The following is an 18,810-nucleotide window of genomic DNA, read 5'->3' as shown; positions in this document are numbered from 1 at the left end:
TTATCTGATGCCCAAGAAGAGTGTATTCAACCGGGTGATCGGCGATAGTCATTTCGAGCTGCAGTTTGCCAGTTTCCTGGAAGATTGCAGCGATGTGGTGTCTTTTGCCAAAAACTATCTGGCGGTGCATTTCAAACTCGATTACGTCAACACGGCTGGCGATATCGCCAACTACTATCCAGATTTTTTGGTGAAGCTGTCTCCTGAATGGGTTGTGGTGGTTGAAACCAAGGGACAGGAAGACTTGGACGTACCCTTGAAAATGCGACGATTGCGCCAGTGGTGCGAAGATATCAACGTGCTGCAGGCAGAGATAAATTATGATTTTGTTTATGTGGATGAAGCGGGATTCAAGCGATATGCACCCAAGTCTTTTGCGGGTTTATTAGCTAGTTTTCGTGAGTATAAGAATAGTTGATCTGCGATATTCCACTAAGCGGGAGGGGGTGTGGTGAGTAATACAGAGCAATTGATTCAGTTGATTCTGGGTGCCTGGCCGGAGACGCAGGCGATTTACCTGTTTGGTTCCTGGGGGACGGAATATGAACGACCTGAAAGTGATCTGGATATCGCCATCCTGTTGCCACCCAAGCAGGCGAAAGGGGCAGGTTCACTTTTATTCAGCGAGCTGCATCAGGCGCTGCAGGTGGCATTCAACCGGGATGTGGATTTGATCAACCTGCGCCTGGCGCCGACCGTGTTGCAAAAAGAGATTATCATGAGCGGGCGGCGGTTTTTTCAGACAGATGGAACGGCCGTTGATGAATTCGAAATTCGGGTGCTTTCGCGCTATCAGAAACTCAACGAGGAGCGGGCGGCTATTTTGAATGAAGGCTTGCGCAGTGGAAAATTCTACGACCCATGAATGACATTATTCTCAGCAAGAAAGTCAGCATTGAACGTTGCCTCAAGCAAATCGATCAATATTATCATCTAGAAACAGGCTTGCCTTTTGTGAAGGATCAGCTTCGCCTGGATGCGGTAGCGATGAATCTACAGCGTGCTGCAGAATTAACTATTGATATCGCCAATCATCTGGTGAAAATTCGCAAGCTCGGATTGCCACGCGATAGCCGTGAATCCTTTACCTTGCTGGCGCAAGCCGGCGTGATTGACGAAGAAATGATGCGTAAACTGCAAGGAATGGTTGGATTTCGTAATATTTTGGTGCATGAATATCAAGAACTAGATATGCAAATTTTGATCGACGTGATCGAACACCGTACCCGGGATCTGCTTGAATTTGCTGCCCAGGCACTACGCTGTACAGATTGAACTCGATTGACATCTTGGCTGCCACTTTTTTATTTTGTTGTGGCGATTACACGCATCTGAAAGTTTTTTCCGCTTCGGCGATAGGGACGCTTGGATCGGATTATTTTCCAGTTTATAAAAAATAACACGGCTAAAAATAGGGTGCGTTATACTTGACCACCATTACAGATCACGTTATTTCAGGTAGATTAATGAAACATATGAAAATTTTGTTCGGCCCGCAATTCAGACGTTTAGTTTTTATGGCGATAGTAACCATTCTGGTTACTCAGGCATCGGTGAGTTTTGCCGAAAAGGAAGTGGATTTTCTCAAGGCGGCCTTGACCGGTGACGCCGCAACTGTCGAAAAATTGCTGGGAGAAGGAACCCAAATCGATTTGCAGAACCCTGATGGGTTTACTGCGCTGGCGGTTGCTTCGCAGAATGGTCATGCTGCCGTTGTGAAGTTGCTATTGGAAAATAAAGCAGCATTGGATCTACAGAATGTTCAAGGGGGAACTGCGTTGCTGCTGGCGACTAAAAATGGCCATGAAGCCATTGTCGAGGCTTTGCTCGCAAAAGGTGCTAACCCGGATCTGCAAAGCAAAAATGGCTTGTCGCCCTTGATGCTTGCCTCGGCCAAAGGCAATAGCGCAATTGTCAACGCCTTACTGGCAAAAGGAGCCAAGATTGATTTGCGAGATGAGAATCAAACGACGGCACTCCACCTGGCTGCGCAGAATGGCCATTTGGAAATTGTAAAAGCCTTACTGGCAAAAGGAGCGGAGCCTGATTTGCAAGACGCAAACGGCGCTTCTGCACTGATTTTGGCTGCTTTATCCGGTCACCCGGCAATCGTCGAAACATTGCTGGCAAGTGGTGCGCAGCCTGATTTAAAGGCTACCAACGATTTTACAGCATTGATACTCGCTGCGCAGAATGGCCAAACGGCTGTCGTTGAAACTTTATTGGCAAAAGGGGCCAGCATTGATCAGCAGAATCAGGACGGTATCACTGCCTTGATGTGGGCAGCATTGCATGAGCATGAGGATATCGTCAAACTGTTGTTAGCCAAAGGCGCCAACCCCGCGCTCAAGAGCGTGAGTGGCAAGACCGCGCTGGATATTGCCAATAATTCGTCTATTATTGAATTGCTCAAAGCTGCCCAAAAGTAGGCGGGCTTTTCTAAGTTTGGAACGCGCCTGGAACTCGTGAGAATATAGCTTCTCCCAAAAGTCGTAGTACTTGCTTGTGATCGGGCGCCTTGCAATAACAGGTTATTGCGCTGGTTCATAAGTCGATCAACCGATGATGACAAGAACTTGCTCAAGAATTTCTATATGATTTCCATATCATCAAACTGATTTTTATCTCTATTTTCCTGATATTTGCATGAGTGCTGTCAATAAGTCGATGGCGAAGAAGGCTAACAATAATCCTTTGCCACCGAGAATCTCCAAATTATTACGAGAAGCGGGCTGCTTGATACTGGGTGGCGTCGCTTTGTATCTGATATTAATCTTTATGAGCTTTGACCGTACTGATCCTGGCTGGTCACATAGCGATCATATCGATCAGGTGGGTAATGCAGGGGGCAGAGCGGGTGCCTGGCTGGCAGATTTACTGCTTTATCTGTTTGGTGCCTCAGCGTGGTGGTGGGTCATTTTCTTTCTCTCGGCAGTGCTGTGGAGTTATCGTCGCATCGATATTGCCAGCATCTTTGATCCACGCACGCTGCTGATTTCGCTGACAGGCTTTATGATGCTGCTCACTGCCAGCAGTGGGTTTGAATCGCTGCGTCTCAATACGATTAATATCTCGCTCCCCCTCGTGCCTGGAGGGGTGCTGGGTGAAATCCTCAGTAAAAATCTTTCCCTGATACTTGGGTTTACTGGCGCATCGCTCGGTCTGGTGATTCTGATGGCGATCGGTTTCAGTCTTTTTTCAGGGCTATCCTGGGTACGTATTTCCGAGAAAATAGGCGAGACCATTGAAGAGTCATGCTTTTCCCTCTGGAATCGCTTATTGGCCCTGCGAGACCGGCGTGCCGAAGTGGCTTCCTCGTTCATGCGCGTCAAGGACGAGAAGGAACCGGTAAGAGAGGATTATAGAAAGCCTGCCGAACCTTCTTCTCCCTTGCGGATAGAGCTGCCTGACCCTCCTGTGCAGAAACCCGCGCGCATCGTCAAAGAAAAACAAACCTCTTTTTCTAGTGATTCACCGGATGCGCTCCTGCCGCCACTCCATCTGCTGGATGAGCCTCAGAAAAATGTCGAAGTGCTATCCAATGACACGCTGGAATTTACCTCTCGCCTGATTGAGCGCCGGCTGCAGGAGTTTGGTGTTGAAGTCAAAGTGGTATCAGCCCATCCTGGCCCGGTCATCACCCGTTACGAAATCGAACCCGCTGTCGGCGTCAAGGGCAATCAGATCATTAATCTGGTGAAGGACCTGGCGCGTGCCCTCTCGGTTGCGAGCATCCGCGTGGTCGAAACCATTCCTGGGAAGACCACCATGGGTCTGGAGATTCCCAATCCCAAGCGGCAAATGGTGCGTTTGCATGAAATCCTCAGTTCTCAGCCGTATGCTGATATGCCTTCACCGTTGACCATTGCACTCGGCAAGGATATCAGTGGACGCCCTATTGTCTCTGATCTCGCGAAAATGCCGCATGCGCTGGTGGCAGGAACCACTGGCTCCGGTAAGTCGGTTGCGATTAATGCGGTCATCCTGAGTTTGCTTTACAAAGCCACGCCCGAGCAGGTGCGGTTGATCCTGATCGACCCGAAAATGCTGGAGCTGTCTGTTTATGAAGGGATTCCCCATCTGCTGACATCGGTAGTGACCGATATGCGCGATGCGGCAAGTGCACTCAACTGGTGCGTGGCTGAAATGGAACGGCGCTATAAGCTGATGTCCTCCCTGGGGGTGCGTAATCTTGCTGGCTATAATCAGAAAGTCCGCGAGGCCATAAAGAATGAGGAATTGCTGACCAATCCACTTAGCCCGACACCTGATACACCTGTGCAATTGGAAGAAATGCCCTTGATTGTGGTGGTGATTGATGAGCTGGCTGATCTGATGATGATCATGGGGAAAAAAGTCGAAAAATTGATCGCGCGGCTTGCCCAGAAAGCCCGTGCGGCGGGGATTCATCTGTTGCTGGCGACGCAGCGGCCTTCGGTTGATGTCATTACGGGCCTGATCAAAGCCAATATTCCGACACGAATCGCTTTCCAGGTTTCCAGCAAAATCGATTCACGTACCATTCTTGATCAAATGGGTGCAGAAGCCTTACTCGGCCAGGGTGACATGCTTTATCTGCCTCCCGGCAGCGGTTATCCGCAACGTGTCCATGGCGCTTTCGTGGCTGATCATGAAGTCCACAAAGTGGTGGAATACCTCAAGGAACACGGTGAACCGTGTTATGTCGAGGAAGTTCTCAATGCGAATGATGAAGAAAACGAGTTTACTGGCGAAAATGGTGAAACAAGCAGGCAGGCAGGAGGTGAAACCGATGTGCTGTATGATGAGGCGGTCGCCATTGTGGTGAAATCACGCCGGGCTTCGATTTCGCTGGTGCAGAGACAACTGCGTATTGGCTACAACCGCGCAGCTCGCCTGATCGAAGAAATGGAACGCGCCGGCCTCGTTTCCGCTATGCAGAGCAATGGTAACCGGGAGGTGCTGGCACCTAACCGGGATGATTGAGGAAGCCTTGGTGGGTGACAAAAGTATGTTTGACTGTACGGGTTCCATTCGGCTAATTTTATGAGGGGCAGCATGATTCGATTGAGCTTATTCTGGTTACTTTGCTTATTTTCCCTTGTTACTCAGGCTTCCGCTATCGATAGCCTTAGGACATTCGTTCAAAAAGCGCAAACTTTCAAGGCCGTGTTTTCACAAACCTTGCTTGATAAAAACCTTCAGATCGTGCAGGAAGCCAGTGGCGTCATGATGTTTGAGCGACCCGGCAAATTCCGCTGGACGTATGAGAAACCTTATCAGCAATTGATTGTTGGGGATGGTGCAAAAGTATGGTTTTATGATCAGGATCTTAATCAGGTCACGGTACGTCAACTGGATCTGGCGATTGGCAGCAGCCCGGCTGCCTTGCTGGCGGGCAGCAGTACCATCGAACGGGATTTTGATCTGACAGAAATCGAGGTGGATGATGAGATCGAATGGCTGGAAGCCATACCTAAGGCTCAGGAAAGCACGTTTGAATTGATCCGCATGGGGTTTTCCCAAACAGGCGAATTGCGCGAAATGGTGCTGCGCGACAACTTCGGACAATTTACTTTATTGGTATTTACAGATCTTGCTGCCAATCCTGTGCTCGCTCCCGATTTATTTCAGTTTACCCCGCCTGAAGGGGCCGATGTGATCAGTGATTGATCTATTTGCACCGCAAAAACCTGTTGCACCGTTAGCTGAGCGCTTACGCCCTCAATCACTGCATGATGTCATCGGTCAAGCGCATCTGTTAGGCGCTGGCAAACCGTTGCGTCTTGCCTTTGAATCCGGTAAACCGCACTCCATGATTTTATGGGGGCCGCCAGGCAGCGGAAAAACCACCCTGGCACGCCTGATGGCGCGCGTGTTTGATGCTGAATTCATTGCGCTGTCAGCAGTGCTGTCCGGTGTAAAAGATATCCGTGACGCCATCGAACGAGCTCAGCATGTACTCCAGCAATCGGGCCGGCACACCATTTTGTTCGTCGATGAAGTGCACCGCTTCAACAAGGCGCAGCAGGACGCCTTTCTGCCTTATGTGGAACAGGGGCTGATCACGTTTATCGGCGCCACCACAGAAAACCCTTCATTTGAAGTCAATCGCGCCCTGCTTTCGCGTTCGCAGGTCTATGCGCTGAGTCCCTTATCCGAAGACGAGCTCACGCACCTGTTTGAGCGCGCTTGTCAAGCGGATTTGCCAAAACTGCATTTTTCCGACGAAGCGAAAAACCTGTTGATCACCTTTGCCGATGGCGACGCGCGGCGTCTATTGAACCTGCTTGAGCAGGCGGATATCGCTGCCGGGACCGAAGGCGTGACCGAGATCGATGCGGATTATGTGCGCAATGTGTTATCGCGTAGCATGCGTCACTTTGATAAAGGCGGCGATGAGTTTTACGACCAGATTTCAGCATTACACAAATCCATTCGCGGCTCCTCCCCGGATGCCGCACTTTACTGGATGTGCCGCATGCTCGACGGTGGCACTGACCCGCTTTATATTGGCCGGCGGCTGATTCGTATTGCGACGGAAGATATCGGCCTGGCCGATCCGCGTGCACTCGCCATTAGCCTGGATGCCTGTAACGCTTACGAGCGTCTCGGCAGCCCAGAAGGGGAATTGGCCTTGGCGCAGGCAGCGCTCTACCTGGCCTGCGCCCCGAAAAGCAACGCGGCTTACCTTGCCTATAAAAAAGCCCGCTCATTGATCGAACATGACCCCTCACGCCGCGTGCCGGTACGATTACGCAATGCGCCCACCAAACTCATGAGAGACATGGGTTTCGGACAAAATTACCGCTACGCGCATGACGAACCAGGCGCTTATGCCGCGGGTGAAAATTACTTCCCGGATGGCATGCCGCCAGCAGATTTTTATCATCCAACCACCTATGGTCTGGAAGCGAAAATCGCTGAAAAACTGGCTCATCTCCGTGAGTTGGATGCTAAGGCAAAGCAGCATAATCCGAAGAAATGAATGTGGCAGGATGGTCATTACAATCATTTAAAATCTAACTGGCGGGAAACGACCGAGAAAGAAAGCCAGTTTAATAAACTGGATCAGATCGCAGTGTCAAGGACTTCCGAATCCAGATGTAGCCTGAGGTAGTCTGTAAAGAACGCGCTAAGGCAAAAATGATCCGTGAGTCTGGATTGAGCATTTCTTGTGAAATTGAGTGTTACACACCCATCAAGCTGATTTGCTCTGCTGCACGGTACTTTGTCGCGCTGTTTTATAGGCGCAGCGCAGTAGGGCGGATAAGTTTGCGTCATCCGCCGTAGGGTGCAAATTTAACTATGCGTTTCGGTGTGTTTACCCACTTTCGCAAAATGAATGGGTGGCAGCTTAATACACAACTTTCAGTGTCTGGTCTGAGGTTAGTTCGATCCTGCAATTGAATTTGCGGCTGTGTTCGTTTAGTGTGTATTGCAGCCAGCTTGCATCTTCTGGCGAGGCGCGGTTTAATTTAAAGCGTTTGATTTGCATCGGTACCATTTCCAGTGCGACCAATTTTCCGGTAGCGGGTGCGATACTGGCAAAATACATCAGGGATAAATCGCCACGATAATATTCATGACCGCCTATCCCTTCGTAATCATTCAGAAAATCGCCGCATCCGTACAGAATGAGTTTTTCCTTATATACTTCCAAGCTAATAGGATGATGGGAGGAATGACCATGTAGGATGTCGACACTGGCAGAATCGATCAGCAGGTGAGCAAAGTCGATGTGTTCTTGGGGAATTTCATATCCCCAATTGCCGCCCCAGTGTATGGAAAGCACCACAACATCACCAGGGCGCTTGGTTTGATGCACGATCATTGCGATGCGATCAACTATCCTGCGGGATAGATCCGTTAAAAAATAGATGCCCGCTTTCCTGCTCTGAGCAGCCCATTCGCTTGAAATGCCGCTGGATGTTGTGCCACAGGAAAATACCAGGATCCTGCCTTTAGCGGGCACATCCAGAATGGCTGGAGATTGTGCTTCCTGCAAATTTGCGCCGGCACCCACCGTTTTAATATGGGCATTTCTCAGAGTGCTCAGCGTTTCCGTCAAACCGGCATATCCCCAGTCTAGAACGTGATTGTTCGCCAGCACACAGCAATCTATGTTTGCGGCGGTAAGACAGGCGACATTTTTCGGATGTATGCGGTAATGTATGCCTTTGTCCGGCCAGTAGTCATTGCTCGAGGTAACACTTGTTTCCAAATTAATGATGCGTGCATCGGGCGCTGTTTTTTCCAGCACGGTAAGCACATCGCCCCAGATGTAGTCGAAGCTGACGGGCTTGGGGATCGCGCCATTGATTTCCTCGCCCAGCTCGACATAGCGTTGCGCATTTCGTACATAGGGCTCATACAAGCGCGGGTTATTGGGATAAGGTAATAATTGATCGATTCCCCTGCCAGTCATCACATCGCCACACAAAAACAGTGTAATGGGCGTTTTCATTGTGGATTCTTTAGCCTCGGTTATTGACATGGCTTTCTCCATGCCGGTTATCAGCGTCAGCAGCGTGGCTGATGATCGGATTAGAAAATCTCGCCGTTTCATGGTGGCTCATCACCCCATGCAGAGTCAGTCCAATTTCAGGAACGGATAGCGCTTGCGCTGATCGCGGGACCATAATGACAAGCCTGCCTGCTGAGCGACGATTTCAACGTCCAGAATCACATCAGGATCATCAAAGGTCACTTTACCCGCTGCCCCTTGTGATCGCAGTTGTTCATCCAGATAATTACCGAGCAAACCTGCTTCATCCTGGCTTTTTATCGTCCCATGAAAACCCCGGCGATGCATGCGGACATGAAAACTGCGATGAGCCAATTGGGGCAAGAATGACTGGATACACTGCTTGGCTTTTTCCTCAAATGCTTCGACCGTTTGAAAAAAGAAACCATGGGTGCAGGGGATGACCCGGCAAAATACGTGCAGATAGGCTGGATCTGCTCGCCTGTCCTCAAGAAAAGACTCGAGAAACGCTTCGATATCCACCACCTTGAGGGTCAGCACATTATAAAAGGGCGTCTTCTCGACATGACCATAATTCGACAGCAGCGAGAAACCGTCCTTGAAGCAATTTTCTGCAACAGTGACCACGACATTCCAATCTTTCATGATGATTCACCTTCGATCGAGGAGTGGACCGATACATGGCTTGGTTTTATGGAAAGATACCGTACCACGGCAACTTAACCCGAATATTTCATAAATTGGCACGTGTCCTCACTTGTCTTTTGATTAATAAGAAAGATTTTGCTCAGTCGGGTGTATGAGTCACTACACCCCTCTTTCTCAAAACTTCCCTATTAATCAAAATCCTGCGTGATCATCACGCGAATTTATGAAATATCCGGGTTAATCATTGGAATATCAGTCTATCCTGATGGTTCCTAAAGTTCGTTTTCACAGATTCAAGGAGCAAGGATGATGTCGTTCAATGGCATTTCCCAGGCAAGCTAATAAATAAAAAGCGCCTTCGAGCACGAGCGAGGCCATTTTAAGCGCAAATCATTCTGGACATTCTGTAGTAAAAAGTGGCGGGATCGGTGGTAAGCTAACTATTCCCATGAATTCTGATGATTACGGAAAGAGTGGGAAGGTGTTTAGGCTAAGTACCTAATTTTCTAATCAGAGATCCTAATTCCTTATCAAGAACTGTTCTTTTCATAAAGGAGGTAAGCGATGAAAGCAATCAGATGGTTAAGCGCATGTTTTACATTGAGCATTGCGTTATTCTTGACCAGCCATGTGTATGCGGTTGATTTTGATGATCTTTCTGGTGCATCCGGAACGGTACAGAAAGGTGCGCAAGTGCTACAGGCTGGCGAGGCTGCGACAACGGCTGTACCCGCAACGACTTCCGGAACCGGTCTGATCGGGCTATTGATGCAGCAACTAGGCGTGACCCAGCCGCAAGCAGAAGGTGGAGCAGGGGCGCTATTCCAGCATGCCAAATCCAGAATGTCGGCAGGGGATTTTACGACTCTGAGTAATTCGGTTCCCGATATGCAAGGCCTGCTGGCTGCTGCACCCGCACCCGTATCTGCACCTGCACCTGCTGCTAGTGCAGGTGCTGTCGGGGGAGGGGGTATGATGGGGGATTTAGCAGGCATGGCGGCTGGAAATTTACCTGGTATGGCAGGCTCATTCCAGCAACTCGGCCTGGCACCTGACATGGTACAAAAATTCATACCCATCGTTGTGCAATATGTTCAAGGTACGGGTGGAAGCTCCGTTGCCAGTGCACTTCAGTCAGCATTGATGGGGGGCATGTAGTTTTTACAGCGAAATGGAGGAATCTGCCCGACTGGCGCTTATACTGGAGGAAGGGGGCAGATTCCCGGTTCTTTATAGAATGGTGTGATAATTCTTGTCTTTTGTTTTACCTATTTAAATAAATAAAGAAGGAAAGTGACAAGAATAAACTTTTTTTTGTCTTGATCCTCTTATTCATTATCTTAATCCAGATGTGCGCAGTGAGCAGGAGATCAATACCATGTTGATGAATCGACGGCAATTTATTGGCTTGACCGGTGCGACTGCTTTGGTGGCGACTTGCGCACCTAATGGGGTGCTGGGCCAATCCTTTTTGAATCGCCCGCAGTATGCTTCTTCCGCAATGCTAAAAAGCATGCAAGGATTTCCACAGCAAAAAAATTTGCTTCTGGGATATCCAATCAATATGACTACGCCACCAGAGGAATTTTTCGCCTGGCGCAAGGAGCTATTTGATGTGGGTCTTAATCAGTTTAGTTTTAACAACGTAGGCAATCCCTACGATCATAGCCACATTCCTTTTAATAGCCATCTTCTTGAAAAAGAGCTCATAAACCGGTTTGGTGCGGTGTATGGCTTTTCACCAGACAATATCTGGGGTTTTCTTACCAATAGTGGTACGGACAGCAATATGCACGGGCTGTATATGGGCCGCACGATTCTAAAAAGCCAAACAGGAGAGATGCCCAAGATATATTTCACGCAGGAAGCTCATTATTCGATTCAGATTCTCAGAGACTTATTGAATCTGGAATGGGTGGTGGTTGGGACTTCTCGCGATGGCAGCATGGATATTGACGATCTGGAACGGCAACTGAATGCAAATCCCAACCACCCGGCCCTAGTGGTCGCAACGATTGGCACGACCTTCAAAGGTGCAGTTGATTCCATTGATGGTATTCAATCAAAACTTAAAGGTCGAACCTCTTATCTTCATCTGGATGCTGCACTGTTTGGTGGCTATCTACCTCATACCCAATTTGCGAGTGATCTTTGGCACGAAGTTTCTGATCAGAGAACAGGGAAGAAGGTAAAACGCTACGACTCCATCGCCGTCTCATGCCACAAATTTTTTGGTTTCCCTTCACCGGCAGGCTTGTTCATCACGCCCAAGACAAATTTTGAGGCGTTTCATGCCCAGTTTGGCCAGGTTCATGAATGTGAGTATATTTTGCAGGTACCTGGCACCATTACCTGTTCGCGCGATGCGGTAAAACCTGCTGAGTTTTATTTCTTTAGCTCAGAGTCGTCATTTACAAAGCAGGCCGCTGATGCCAAGGCCATGCTGGACAATACGGCATATTTGTTGAAGGAGATGGCGACTCACTATAGCGATTTACATCCTGTGAGAGCCAACCACCAATCCAATACGATTTATTTCAGAAAACCGAGTGATGCCGTAGTGAATCGCTACAGCTTGGCGACCATGGGATTGAGTATCGATGGGCAACAAGCGCCTTGTGCACATGTTGTCGTGATGCCTCATGCTGGTCAGGAAATCTTGGACCGATTTCTTGTTGATCTGGGTAAAAAGGAGGGATGATTTTTGCTCCTGATGCTATAACGGGCATCAAGTATAAAGAACGGTAATTCTTCTGCCAACAATAACGGTATCCAGTTGCATAGCATTACTCATCGGTTTTCTCCTTCGTCGTGCGGTGGTTAAGAGGGTATTCCCACAACATCACGTTATCTAAAATCAAGAACTGGCGAGCGCGATTGATTTCGATGCGGATGCAATCGCGAAATTTATGTTATTTACTTTTGTGTCCAGGGTATCTAGTATATGGTCTAAGAAAGAGAAAGAAGAAGAAAAGATTTAATCATAAAGTTGACCCCATACAGGTCAATTCAATTATTACCAAATCAAATTTACTCAACTAGAAAGGAAATACTATGACTGTACTCGTCACGCGACCTGCACCTGATTTTACTAAACCTGCCGTGTTGCCTAATGGCAGTTTCGATGAAAATTTCAATCTTTATACGCATATTCGTAACAAATATGCAGTGCTGTTTTTCTACCCCTTGGATTTTACCTTTGTCTGCCCCTCGGAAATCATCGCACATTCTCATCGAGCAAAAGATTTTCAGCAGCGTAATGTGGAAGTAATCGGCGTCTCAGTCGATTCCCATTTCACGCATTACGCCTGGCGTAACACCCCCATCACCAAAGGTGGACTCGGTCCGATCGATATTACGCTGGTGGCCGATCTGGGTGGCGAGGTGATGAATGCTTATGGCGTAACCCATCCTGGTCATGTTGCGCTGCGCGGCTCTTTCCTGATTGACAGGCAGGGTATCGTGCGTCATCAGGTGGTCAATGATTTGCCGTTGGGGCGCGATGTCGATGAGATGCTACGCATGGTCGACGCATTGCGTTTCCATGAGGAACATGGCGAAGTTTGTCCGGCTGGCTGGAAAAGTGGTCAACCCGGCATGAAAGCGAGTCCTGAAGGGGTGGCAGAATATCTCAGCAGCCACGCGGACAAACTGTAAGGCCGAATCAACCGCGCCACGCTGGCTTTTTAACAAAGAGGTTGTGAAGGAATCGGGGCAGACGCTTCCAGCGCAAGGTGGATGGAACGTAGCAATGAGAAAAGGAGTCTCATATAAACCGAAGTTTTATTAAAACTTCGGTTCTCATAACTTCAGAGCTGAAAGGAGGAATATATGAGTCTCGATAAAGATAAAGCAGTCGCATTACTGAATCAGATCATGGAACTCGAACTGGCCGGCGTGGTGCGTTATACCCACTACGCCTTGATGGTGTATGGTTATAATCGCATTCCCATTGTCGAGTGGCTAAACAAACAAGCAGAGGAAGGCTTGTTGCATGCGCGAAAGGCAGGTGAATTGGTTACTCTGTTGGGAGGACATCCCTCTCTTGCCATCGGTTCATTGCTGGAGACGCATGCGCATGATACCGACTTAGTCTGCTCAGTTCCCGTTGGCGACATCCTGCAGGAATCTCTTGTACATGAAAGCCAGTCGCTGGAGCGCTATTATCAATTGCTGGAACTGGCCCAGGGCAAGTCGGTCTTGCTGGAAGAATATGCGCGTAGCCAGATTGTGGCAGAAGAGATGCATGCCGATGCGGTCAGGAAGATGCTGCGCCAGCCCTGTGAAGCAGGGAAGTAAACACGATTTATTAGCATGAAAGGCATGATCTCAAGGGGGTGGCCGAAGTGCTGGACTGTCGGAATCGTGTTGAGGTTATGCTGGTTATAAGTTAGGTCTCATTCAACGAACCGTCACTTATACGCATCGTACTTCAAAATTCGGTTTTCATAATCCCTCATCCAATCTTCTCCCAGCGGGAGAAGGTATTGATGCTGAATTTTGAAGTACGATGCGTATATATTCAAGATAGTGAGCAAGGTAGCACCTTATCTTATTCCTAATCATTGAATGCTGATTAGGGTACTAAAACCATTGTTGATACCTACTTTGTCCACTCGTCAGACAACCGTTGTCAGACAACCGTTCTGCCTGTGCCAACACTAGCCTGATGGCATCTTCTTGTTTATCGGGTGGGTATTTGTAGCGGCGCAAGGTGATGCGCACCAGATTGCGCAATCGCGCGCGGATGCTTTCGCGCTTTTGCCAGTCAACCGTGGTACTGTGGCGCAACTTTTCGGTGAGTTCGTGTGCGATTTTTTTCAGGATATCGTCGCCCAGCTCACGTACCGCGCTTTCGTTGTCGGCTAGAGCGTCATAGAAAGCCAACTCGGATTGATTCAGTCCCAGATTCTCGCCGCGCTTGGTTGCTTCGCGGAATTCCCTGGCCATCTGAATCAATTCTTCGATCACCTGAGCGCTTTCAATGGCCCGGTTGCGATAGCGATTCAACGCTTCCTGCAGGCGGTCGCTGAATTTCTTCTCCAGAATCACGTTGGCTCTGCTGCGGGATTTGATTTCGTCATTGAGCAGTTTTTGCAGCAGCTCGACGACAAAGTTGCGCTGTGGCACATTGCGCACTTCTTCCAGAAAGCCATCGGACAGGATGCCCATGTCCGGCCGTTCCAGTCCCGCCAGCTTGAAGATATCCTCGACGCCCTCGGCGATCATCGCGTTATCCAGAATCTGTTTGAGGACGGTGTTTTTCTTGTCCTCGGAGAGTTTCTTGTCGGTCTCCGTCGCCTTGGCGATCACGCTTTTGATGGCCTGGAAAAAGGCGATTTCTTCGCGTAGTTCCATCGCCTCGTCCAGCGTCCCGCACAGGGAGAAGGCTTTAGTGATGGCCAGTACCACGTCAGCCCAGCGTTTCTTGCCGTCTTCCAGTCCCAGTACAAAATTGGCGGTGGGCAGCAGCAAGCTTGTCGCCTGAATGCGATAGGATGCATAGTCGAAGCCATGCAGCAGGCTACGCGCTACTTCCATCAATTCCTTGAGCTTGGCCAAGGCCTCGGCGGCATCCAAAGTGGGCTGGCCCTTGCCACGGCTGTCGGTATAGATCTTGAGGGCTCGGCGCAGTTCGGCGGCGATGCCGATGTAGTCCACTACCAGTCCGCCCTCCTTGTCGCGGAACACGCGGTTCACGCGGGCGATGGCCTGCATCAGGTTGTGGTCGCGCATCGGCTTGTCCACATATAGGGTATGTAGGCACGGCACGTCGAAACCGGTGAGCCACATGTCGCGCGCAATCACCAGCTTGGGCGGGTCTTTGGGGTGCTTGAAGCGCTTTTCCAGTTGCTTTTTGGTGGCGGCATTGTAGATGTGCGGCTGCATCAGTTCGCTATCGGCTGCCGAGCCGGTCATGATCACCTTGATTGCCCCTTGCCCCTTGCGCCGGGTCAGGGCTATGCCATTCCGGCCGCAGCACCGCGATAGCGTTATAGAGGTGAACGCAAATCTCGCGGCTCATGGCTACGATCATGCCTTTGCCCTCTACTGCTGCATTGCGCGCTTCGAAGTGCTGCACGATATCGACCGCGACTTGCTGGATACGCGGTTCAGCGCCGACCAGCTTCTCCAACGCGGCCCACTTGGTCTTGGCCGCCTCGCGCAGCGCGATACTCTCTTCGTCCTCGAAGATTTCCTCGACTTGGTCGCTGAGTTGTTCGATCTCCGCCTGATTGATATCCAGCCTGGCCAGGCGGCTTTCGTAGTAAATCGGCACCGTGGCGCCATCATCCACGGCATCCTGGATGTCGTAGATACTGACGTAATCGCCGAACACCGCGCGGGTATCCTTGTCATCCGTCTCCACCGGCGTGCCGGTAAAGCCGACAAAGGTGGCGTAGGGCAGGGCATCGCGCAGGTGCTTGGCAAAACCGTATTTGTATTGGCCGGACTGCTTGTCGAGCACCGCGCGAAAGCCATACTGCGAACGGTGCGCCTCATCGGCAATGACCACGATGTTGGTGCGCTCAGTCAGACATGGAAACACGTCTTCATTCTGCCCCGGAGCAAACTTCTGTACCGTGGTGAAAATGATGCCACCGGATGCCCGCCCTGCCAGCAATGCCGGCAATTGCTCGCGGTTTTCTGCCTGCTGCGGGGTTTCCTTCAACAGCGAACTCGCACCGACAAAAGTTTGATACAACTGCCCGTCCAGATCGTTGCGGTCGGTGACGACGACAATCGTGGGGTTCTGCATTTCCGGCTGCTGCATCAGTTTGCCGGTAAAGCACGCCATGGAAATGCTCTTGCCCGAGCCCTGGGTGTGCCAGACAATGCCGCCTTTGCGCGAGCCGGGCACCACCTGTTTGCCATAGGTGGCGCGTTCCTGGTGCGCCTTGTCTTTCTCAACCTGTGGCTGCGTGGCAGCAATCACCGTGACACGCACCGCTTCACGCACGGCGTGGAACTGATGGTAGCCCGCAATCTTCTTGATCAGCCCGTCATCGCTCTGCTCATAGAGAATGAAATAACGCAGATAGTCCAGCAGCAATTCAGGCGCGAAAAAGCCACGCACTACCTTTTCCAGCTCAAACTCCAGCAACGGCCGGTCGTTCTCGTTGCGCACGGTGCGCCACGGCAGAAAGCGCTCGCGGTCGGCGGTGAGTGAACCCACGCGCGCATGCAGACCATCGGAAATCACCAGCGCCTCGTTGAATACGAACAGGTCTGAAATTTCAGCCTTGTAGGTTTCGAGCTGATTGTCAGATCTACGACTCGATTCTTGACCTGTTCATACAGCGCTAGAATCGCTCGTGCCTTTTGTTCGTTTTCGGCCGACTGCTGGATAATTCCCTCCAGAAAGAAAATACACCACGCGGTCCAGGCACCGTCCCGTGACACAGCTCGCAGCCGCTTATGGTAGATTTTGCAATGAGCTTCCAAGTAGCCGCTCATATAGAAATCGGGGCTGCTGAGAACGCCTTTCTTGTAAAGGAATAGCGGAATCAGCATACGGCCAAGGCGGCCATTTCCATCCTGAAGGGATGAAGCGCCTCGAACTCCACATGTACGATGGCGAGTTGCACCAAGGAGTCTGGCTCGTCATCGACATTCATATACGACTCCAAAGCATCCATTCCAGCACTCAGGTGTTCGGGGGCAATCGGCACAAAGCTCGCCTCGTCAATGCGGCAACCTTTCGGGCCGATCCAATTCTGTTCCGTACGGTAATTGCCCGGCGTCTTGTCTTTTCCCCGCACGCCCTGCATCAGCAGAAAGTGTGCCTGCCGCAGCAAATGCTGCGACAGCGGCCGCTCCCTTAAGACATCCACGCAAGCGCGTAGTGTAATGCGGTAGTTCAGGATTTCCTCAGCATCGTCGCGCTTGGGCTGGGTCACATCTTCCGGTTCGCCGCCTGCCTCCAGTTCCAGCACTTCACCCATGGTCACATGCGTGCCTTCGATCTTGGATAATAGCACTGCCTCTTGCGTGGTCAGCGGCGAGAGTAGCACGGAGGCGTTCGGAATCGCCGACAGTAAGCCATCGTAGCGGGCCAGGCCGGCGTTGGCTTTACCGATCAGAGGAATGAGTTGCCTCCACTCCGGGTCCGCCGGCGGGAACTTGCCGAGGTGGTAGTAAACCGGTTCCGTCATGCTACTACCTCCACGGCCTGATCGTGGGATAGCATGCGCAGTTCACCGGATAAGAGTTCTGGAAGGAGCGTGTCGCGTATGGTAGCTAATGTGTCATTATTGACCCGGTTAGCTATCTGGTAATCAACCATCTCGGCTGTTGCTACATGGAATGCGTCAATTACGTCGGGGGGTGGAAGAACGCAGACACCAGCGGTAACGACTTCTGATCGCACAGCGGGGTAGGCCGCGCCATCTGCTAATTGGTTCAACCTACTGATGTTATTATCATTCGTCGCCAGGTAATAGACAAACTCGCGAAGCTCGTTTCGTGTTGGAGAGAGAACCGCGAAGCCCGTGCTTCCAGTTAGCTGGGGAGTCCCTTGGCCTATCAGCGCAAATGAGCGATTGCCGGGCCGGACGGTGCCAACAATCGTGTCTCCTGCACGAAGCACACGCCGAGCGCGGCTAGGTGCGGCGGAAGAAGAGAACACTTGGATCTCGGAAATAATGCCGTTCTTGGCATTGGCAAGATCAACGTAATACACCTTGGCCGGAAGCATTTTGGCTGTCCACGATACGGCGTTCAAGATGCAATGGTCGGCAATAGTGCCCATCTCCCACCCCTCCGGAATCTCGCCGAGTTCGGAATCGACGAGGCGGTCGGGGAAGAGGGCGAGGAGGTCGGGGGTGAGCCGTAAGCGGCGGCAGATGGATTCGGGCGGTTCGCCCTGGGCTTTGGCGCGAACGGGGTCGAAGTCGACGAACCAGGACTTGAAAATCGCCTGCGCGATGGCTTCCAGCGTTTCGTTCATGCGGCGATTGAGTTCGATCTTGTCGTCGAGCGTGCCGAGGATGTGGGCGATGGCGCGTTGTTCGTCAACGGTAGACGGAAGCAAGATTTCTATAGTCTTTAGACTGCTTGTTGGCTGCGCAATTGCGGGCACTCCGACCTGCGACGTGTTGGCTAATAGCTGATGCTGGCCGACGGGGGAGCGAAGAAAGTAGAAGATGAAAAATGGATCGGCTTTTTCCGGGTCCACGGTGAATTTCATTTGACTCTGAGAGACCACGTACCGTGGATGACGTGCGCTGTAAGGAATTATTCCTACTTGTCCTATAGTCCCGCGATGTGTAATTACGATGTCACCGGGTCGCGCATTTGATGTGCGCAGTTCATCTGCTTTCTCTTCTGTAAGATAAACAAACTCGTCATCGAGTAGCCGCGACGCATTGAGGTTTCCGCCTCGAATGACCGGCACTCCAGTTGGGACAAAGTTATCAGTTTTGATTCGTGATCCAAATGGCCCCATTGCGATAGCGTTAGGAATGGGGGCTTTGATTTGCTCAAGCGTAACTTTAGACAACCTGATCTCGGAGCATCCCTCGTTTTTAAAGCATTCTAAAGAACAAATATAAATCAATCGATTACATGTGCCAGGGGAGGAGATACAAAAATAGGCAATCAAACAAACTGGATTTTGCGAAGATACGATTTTTGAGATGAACTCTATACAGATATTCTTTCGAGGAATTCCTGATGCCACAACTTCACTTGCC

The 18,810-nt window shown here is 50.5% G+C and carries 17 protein-coding genes; 11 read left to right on the top strand and 6 right to left on the bottom strand.

What is annotated here, in order from left to right; genetic code table 11:
* The first annotated feature begins 7 nt into the window (after nucleotides 1-7).
* From BLP80_RS08315 to BLP80_RS08285, 7 genes are all read left to right on the top strand, one after another.
* A complete protein-coding gene (locus BLP80_RS08315; RefSeq protein WP_218120411.1) occupies nucleotides 8-418 on the top strand; it encodes a restriction endonuclease in 411 nt (136 codons plus the stop codon).
* A gap of 33 nt (nucleotides 419-451) precedes the next feature.
* Complete coding sequence (locus tag BLP80_RS08310; RefSeq protein WP_090542197.1) at nucleotides 452-865, top strand: type VII toxin-antitoxin system MntA family adenylyltransferase antitoxin; 414 nt, start codon at nucleotides 452-454, stop codon at nucleotides 863-865.
* A complete protein-coding gene (locus BLP80_RS08305; RefSeq protein WP_090542195.1) occupies nucleotides 862-1,275 on the top strand; it encodes a type VII toxin-antitoxin system HepT family RNase toxin in 414 nt (137 codons plus the stop codon). Before BLP80_RS08310 ends, BLP80_RS08305 begins: the two co-directional genes overlap by 4 nt.
* Before the next feature lie 191 nt (nucleotides 1,276-1,466).
* A complete protein-coding gene (locus tag BLP80_RS08300) occupies nucleotides 1,467-2,429 on the top strand; it encodes an ankyrin repeat domain-containing protein (protein ID WP_090542193.1) in 963 nt (320 codons plus the stop codon).
* Between the two features lie 217 nt (nucleotides 2,430-2,646).
* Nucleotides 2,647-4,965 carry a DNA translocase FtsK gene (locus tag BLP80_RS08295; RefSeq protein ID WP_090542190.1) on the top strand — a complete coding sequence of 773 codons (2,319 nt, stop codon included), beginning with the start codon at nucleotides 2,647-2,649 and terminating at the stop codon, nucleotides 4,963-4,965.
* Between the two features lie 72 nt (nucleotides 4,966-5,037).
* Nucleotides 5,038-5,652, top strand: coding sequence for an outer membrane lipoprotein periplasmic chaperone LolA (lolA, locus tag BLP80_RS08290; RefSeq protein ID WP_090542188.1), 615 nt, complete (start codon nucleotides 5,038-5,040; stop codon nucleotides 5,650-5,652).
* The gene (locus BLP80_RS08285; RefSeq protein WP_090542186.1) at nucleotides 5,645-6,967 is read left to right on the top strand and encodes a replication-associated recombination protein A; all 1,323 of its coding nucleotides are present in this window, start codon (nucleotides 5,645-5,647) and stop codon (nucleotides 6,965-6,967) included. The genes lolA and BLP80_RS08285 overlap by 8 nt, the downstream gene beginning before the upstream one ends.
* 369 nt (nucleotides 6,968-7,336) lie before the next feature.
* Here BLP80_RS08285 and BLP80_RS08280 read toward each other — a convergent pair whose 3' ends face one another.
* Together BLP80_RS08280 and BLP80_RS08275 are read right to left on the bottom strand one after the other, a co-directional pair.
* Nucleotides 7,337-8,548 carry a CapA family protein gene (locus BLP80_RS08280; RefSeq protein ID WP_256325016.1) on the bottom strand — a complete coding sequence of 404 codons (1,212 nt, stop codon included), beginning with the start codon at nucleotides 8,546-8,548 and terminating at the stop codon, nucleotides 7,337-7,339.
* Nucleotides 8,549-8,572: 24 nt separating this feature from the next.
* Entirely contained in the window at nucleotides 8,573-9,112 is a 540-nt protein-coding gene (locus BLP80_RS08275) for a THUMP domain-containing protein (RefSeq protein WP_090542184.1), read from the bottom strand.
* Nucleotides 9,113-9,679: 567 nt separating this feature from the next.
* On the opposite strand from BLP80_RS08275, the gene BLP80_RS08270 reads away from it, so the two are divergent.
* From BLP80_RS08270 to BLP80_RS08255, 4 genes are all read left to right on the top strand, one after another.
* Complete coding sequence (locus BLP80_RS08270) at nucleotides 9,680-10,273, top strand: DUF2780 domain-containing protein (RefSeq protein WP_090542182.1); 594 nt, start codon at nucleotides 9,680-9,682, stop codon at nucleotides 10,271-10,273.
* Nucleotides 10,274-10,493: 220 nt separating this feature from the next.
* Nucleotides 10,494-11,816 (top strand): pyridoxal-dependent decarboxylase, encoded by a 1,323-nt coding sequence (locus BLP80_RS08265; protein ID WP_090542180.1) that lies wholly within the window; start codon nucleotides 10,494-10,496, stop codon nucleotides 11,814-11,816.
* Between the two features lie 353 nt (nucleotides 11,817-12,169).
* On the top strand, nucleotides 12,170-12,772 hold the full coding sequence (locus BLP80_RS08260; RefSeq protein ID WP_090542178.1) for a peroxiredoxin: 603 nt from the start codon (nucleotides 12,170-12,172) through the stop codon (nucleotides 12,770-12,772).
* Between the two features lie 174 nt (nucleotides 12,773-12,946).
* Nucleotides 12,947-13,414 carry a ferritin-like domain-containing protein gene (locus BLP80_RS08255; protein ID WP_090542176.1) on the top strand — a complete coding sequence of 156 codons (468 nt, stop codon included), beginning with the start codon at nucleotides 12,947-12,949 and terminating at the stop codon, nucleotides 13,412-13,414.
* A gap of 285 nt (nucleotides 13,415-13,699) precedes the next feature.
* On the opposite strand, the gene BLP80_RS16285 is transcribed toward BLP80_RS08255, so the two are convergent.
* The 4 genes from BLP80_RS16285 to BLP80_RS08235 all read right to left on the bottom strand — a co-directional run.
* On the bottom strand, nucleotides 13,700-15,034 hold the full coding sequence (locus tag BLP80_RS16285) for a DUF3387 domain-containing protein (protein ID WP_256325015.1): 1,335 nt from the start codon (nucleotides 15,032-15,034) through the stop codon (nucleotides 13,700-13,702).
* Nucleotides 15,012-16,343 (bottom strand): type I restriction endonuclease subunit R, encoded by a 1,332-nt coding sequence (locus BLP80_RS16280; protein WP_256325019.1) that lies wholly within the window; start codon nucleotides 16,341-16,343, stop codon nucleotides 15,012-15,014. The genes BLP80_RS16285 and BLP80_RS16280 overlap by 23 nt, the downstream gene beginning before the upstream one ends.
* A gap of 280 nt (nucleotides 16,344-16,623) precedes the next feature.
* On the bottom strand, nucleotides 16,624-17,271 hold the full coding sequence (locus tag BLP80_RS08240) for a Fic family protein (protein WP_090542171.1): 648 nt from the start codon (nucleotides 17,269-17,271) through the stop codon (nucleotides 16,624-16,626).
* A partial coding sequence (locus BLP80_RS08235) for a restriction endonuclease subunit S (protein WP_090542169.1) occupies nucleotides 17,268-18,810 on the bottom strand: 1,543 nt, incomplete at its 5' end. The genes BLP80_RS08235 and BLP80_RS08240, both read right to left, overlap by 4 nt.

The organism is Nitrosomonas sp. Nm132, from assembly GCF_900100485.1.
In the GTDB taxonomy this organism is placed as follows: Bacteria; Pseudomonadota; Gammaproteobacteria; order Burkholderiales; family Nitrosomonadaceae; genus Nitrosomonas.
This window is presented reverse-complemented; position numbering and strand designations above follow the sequence as displayed.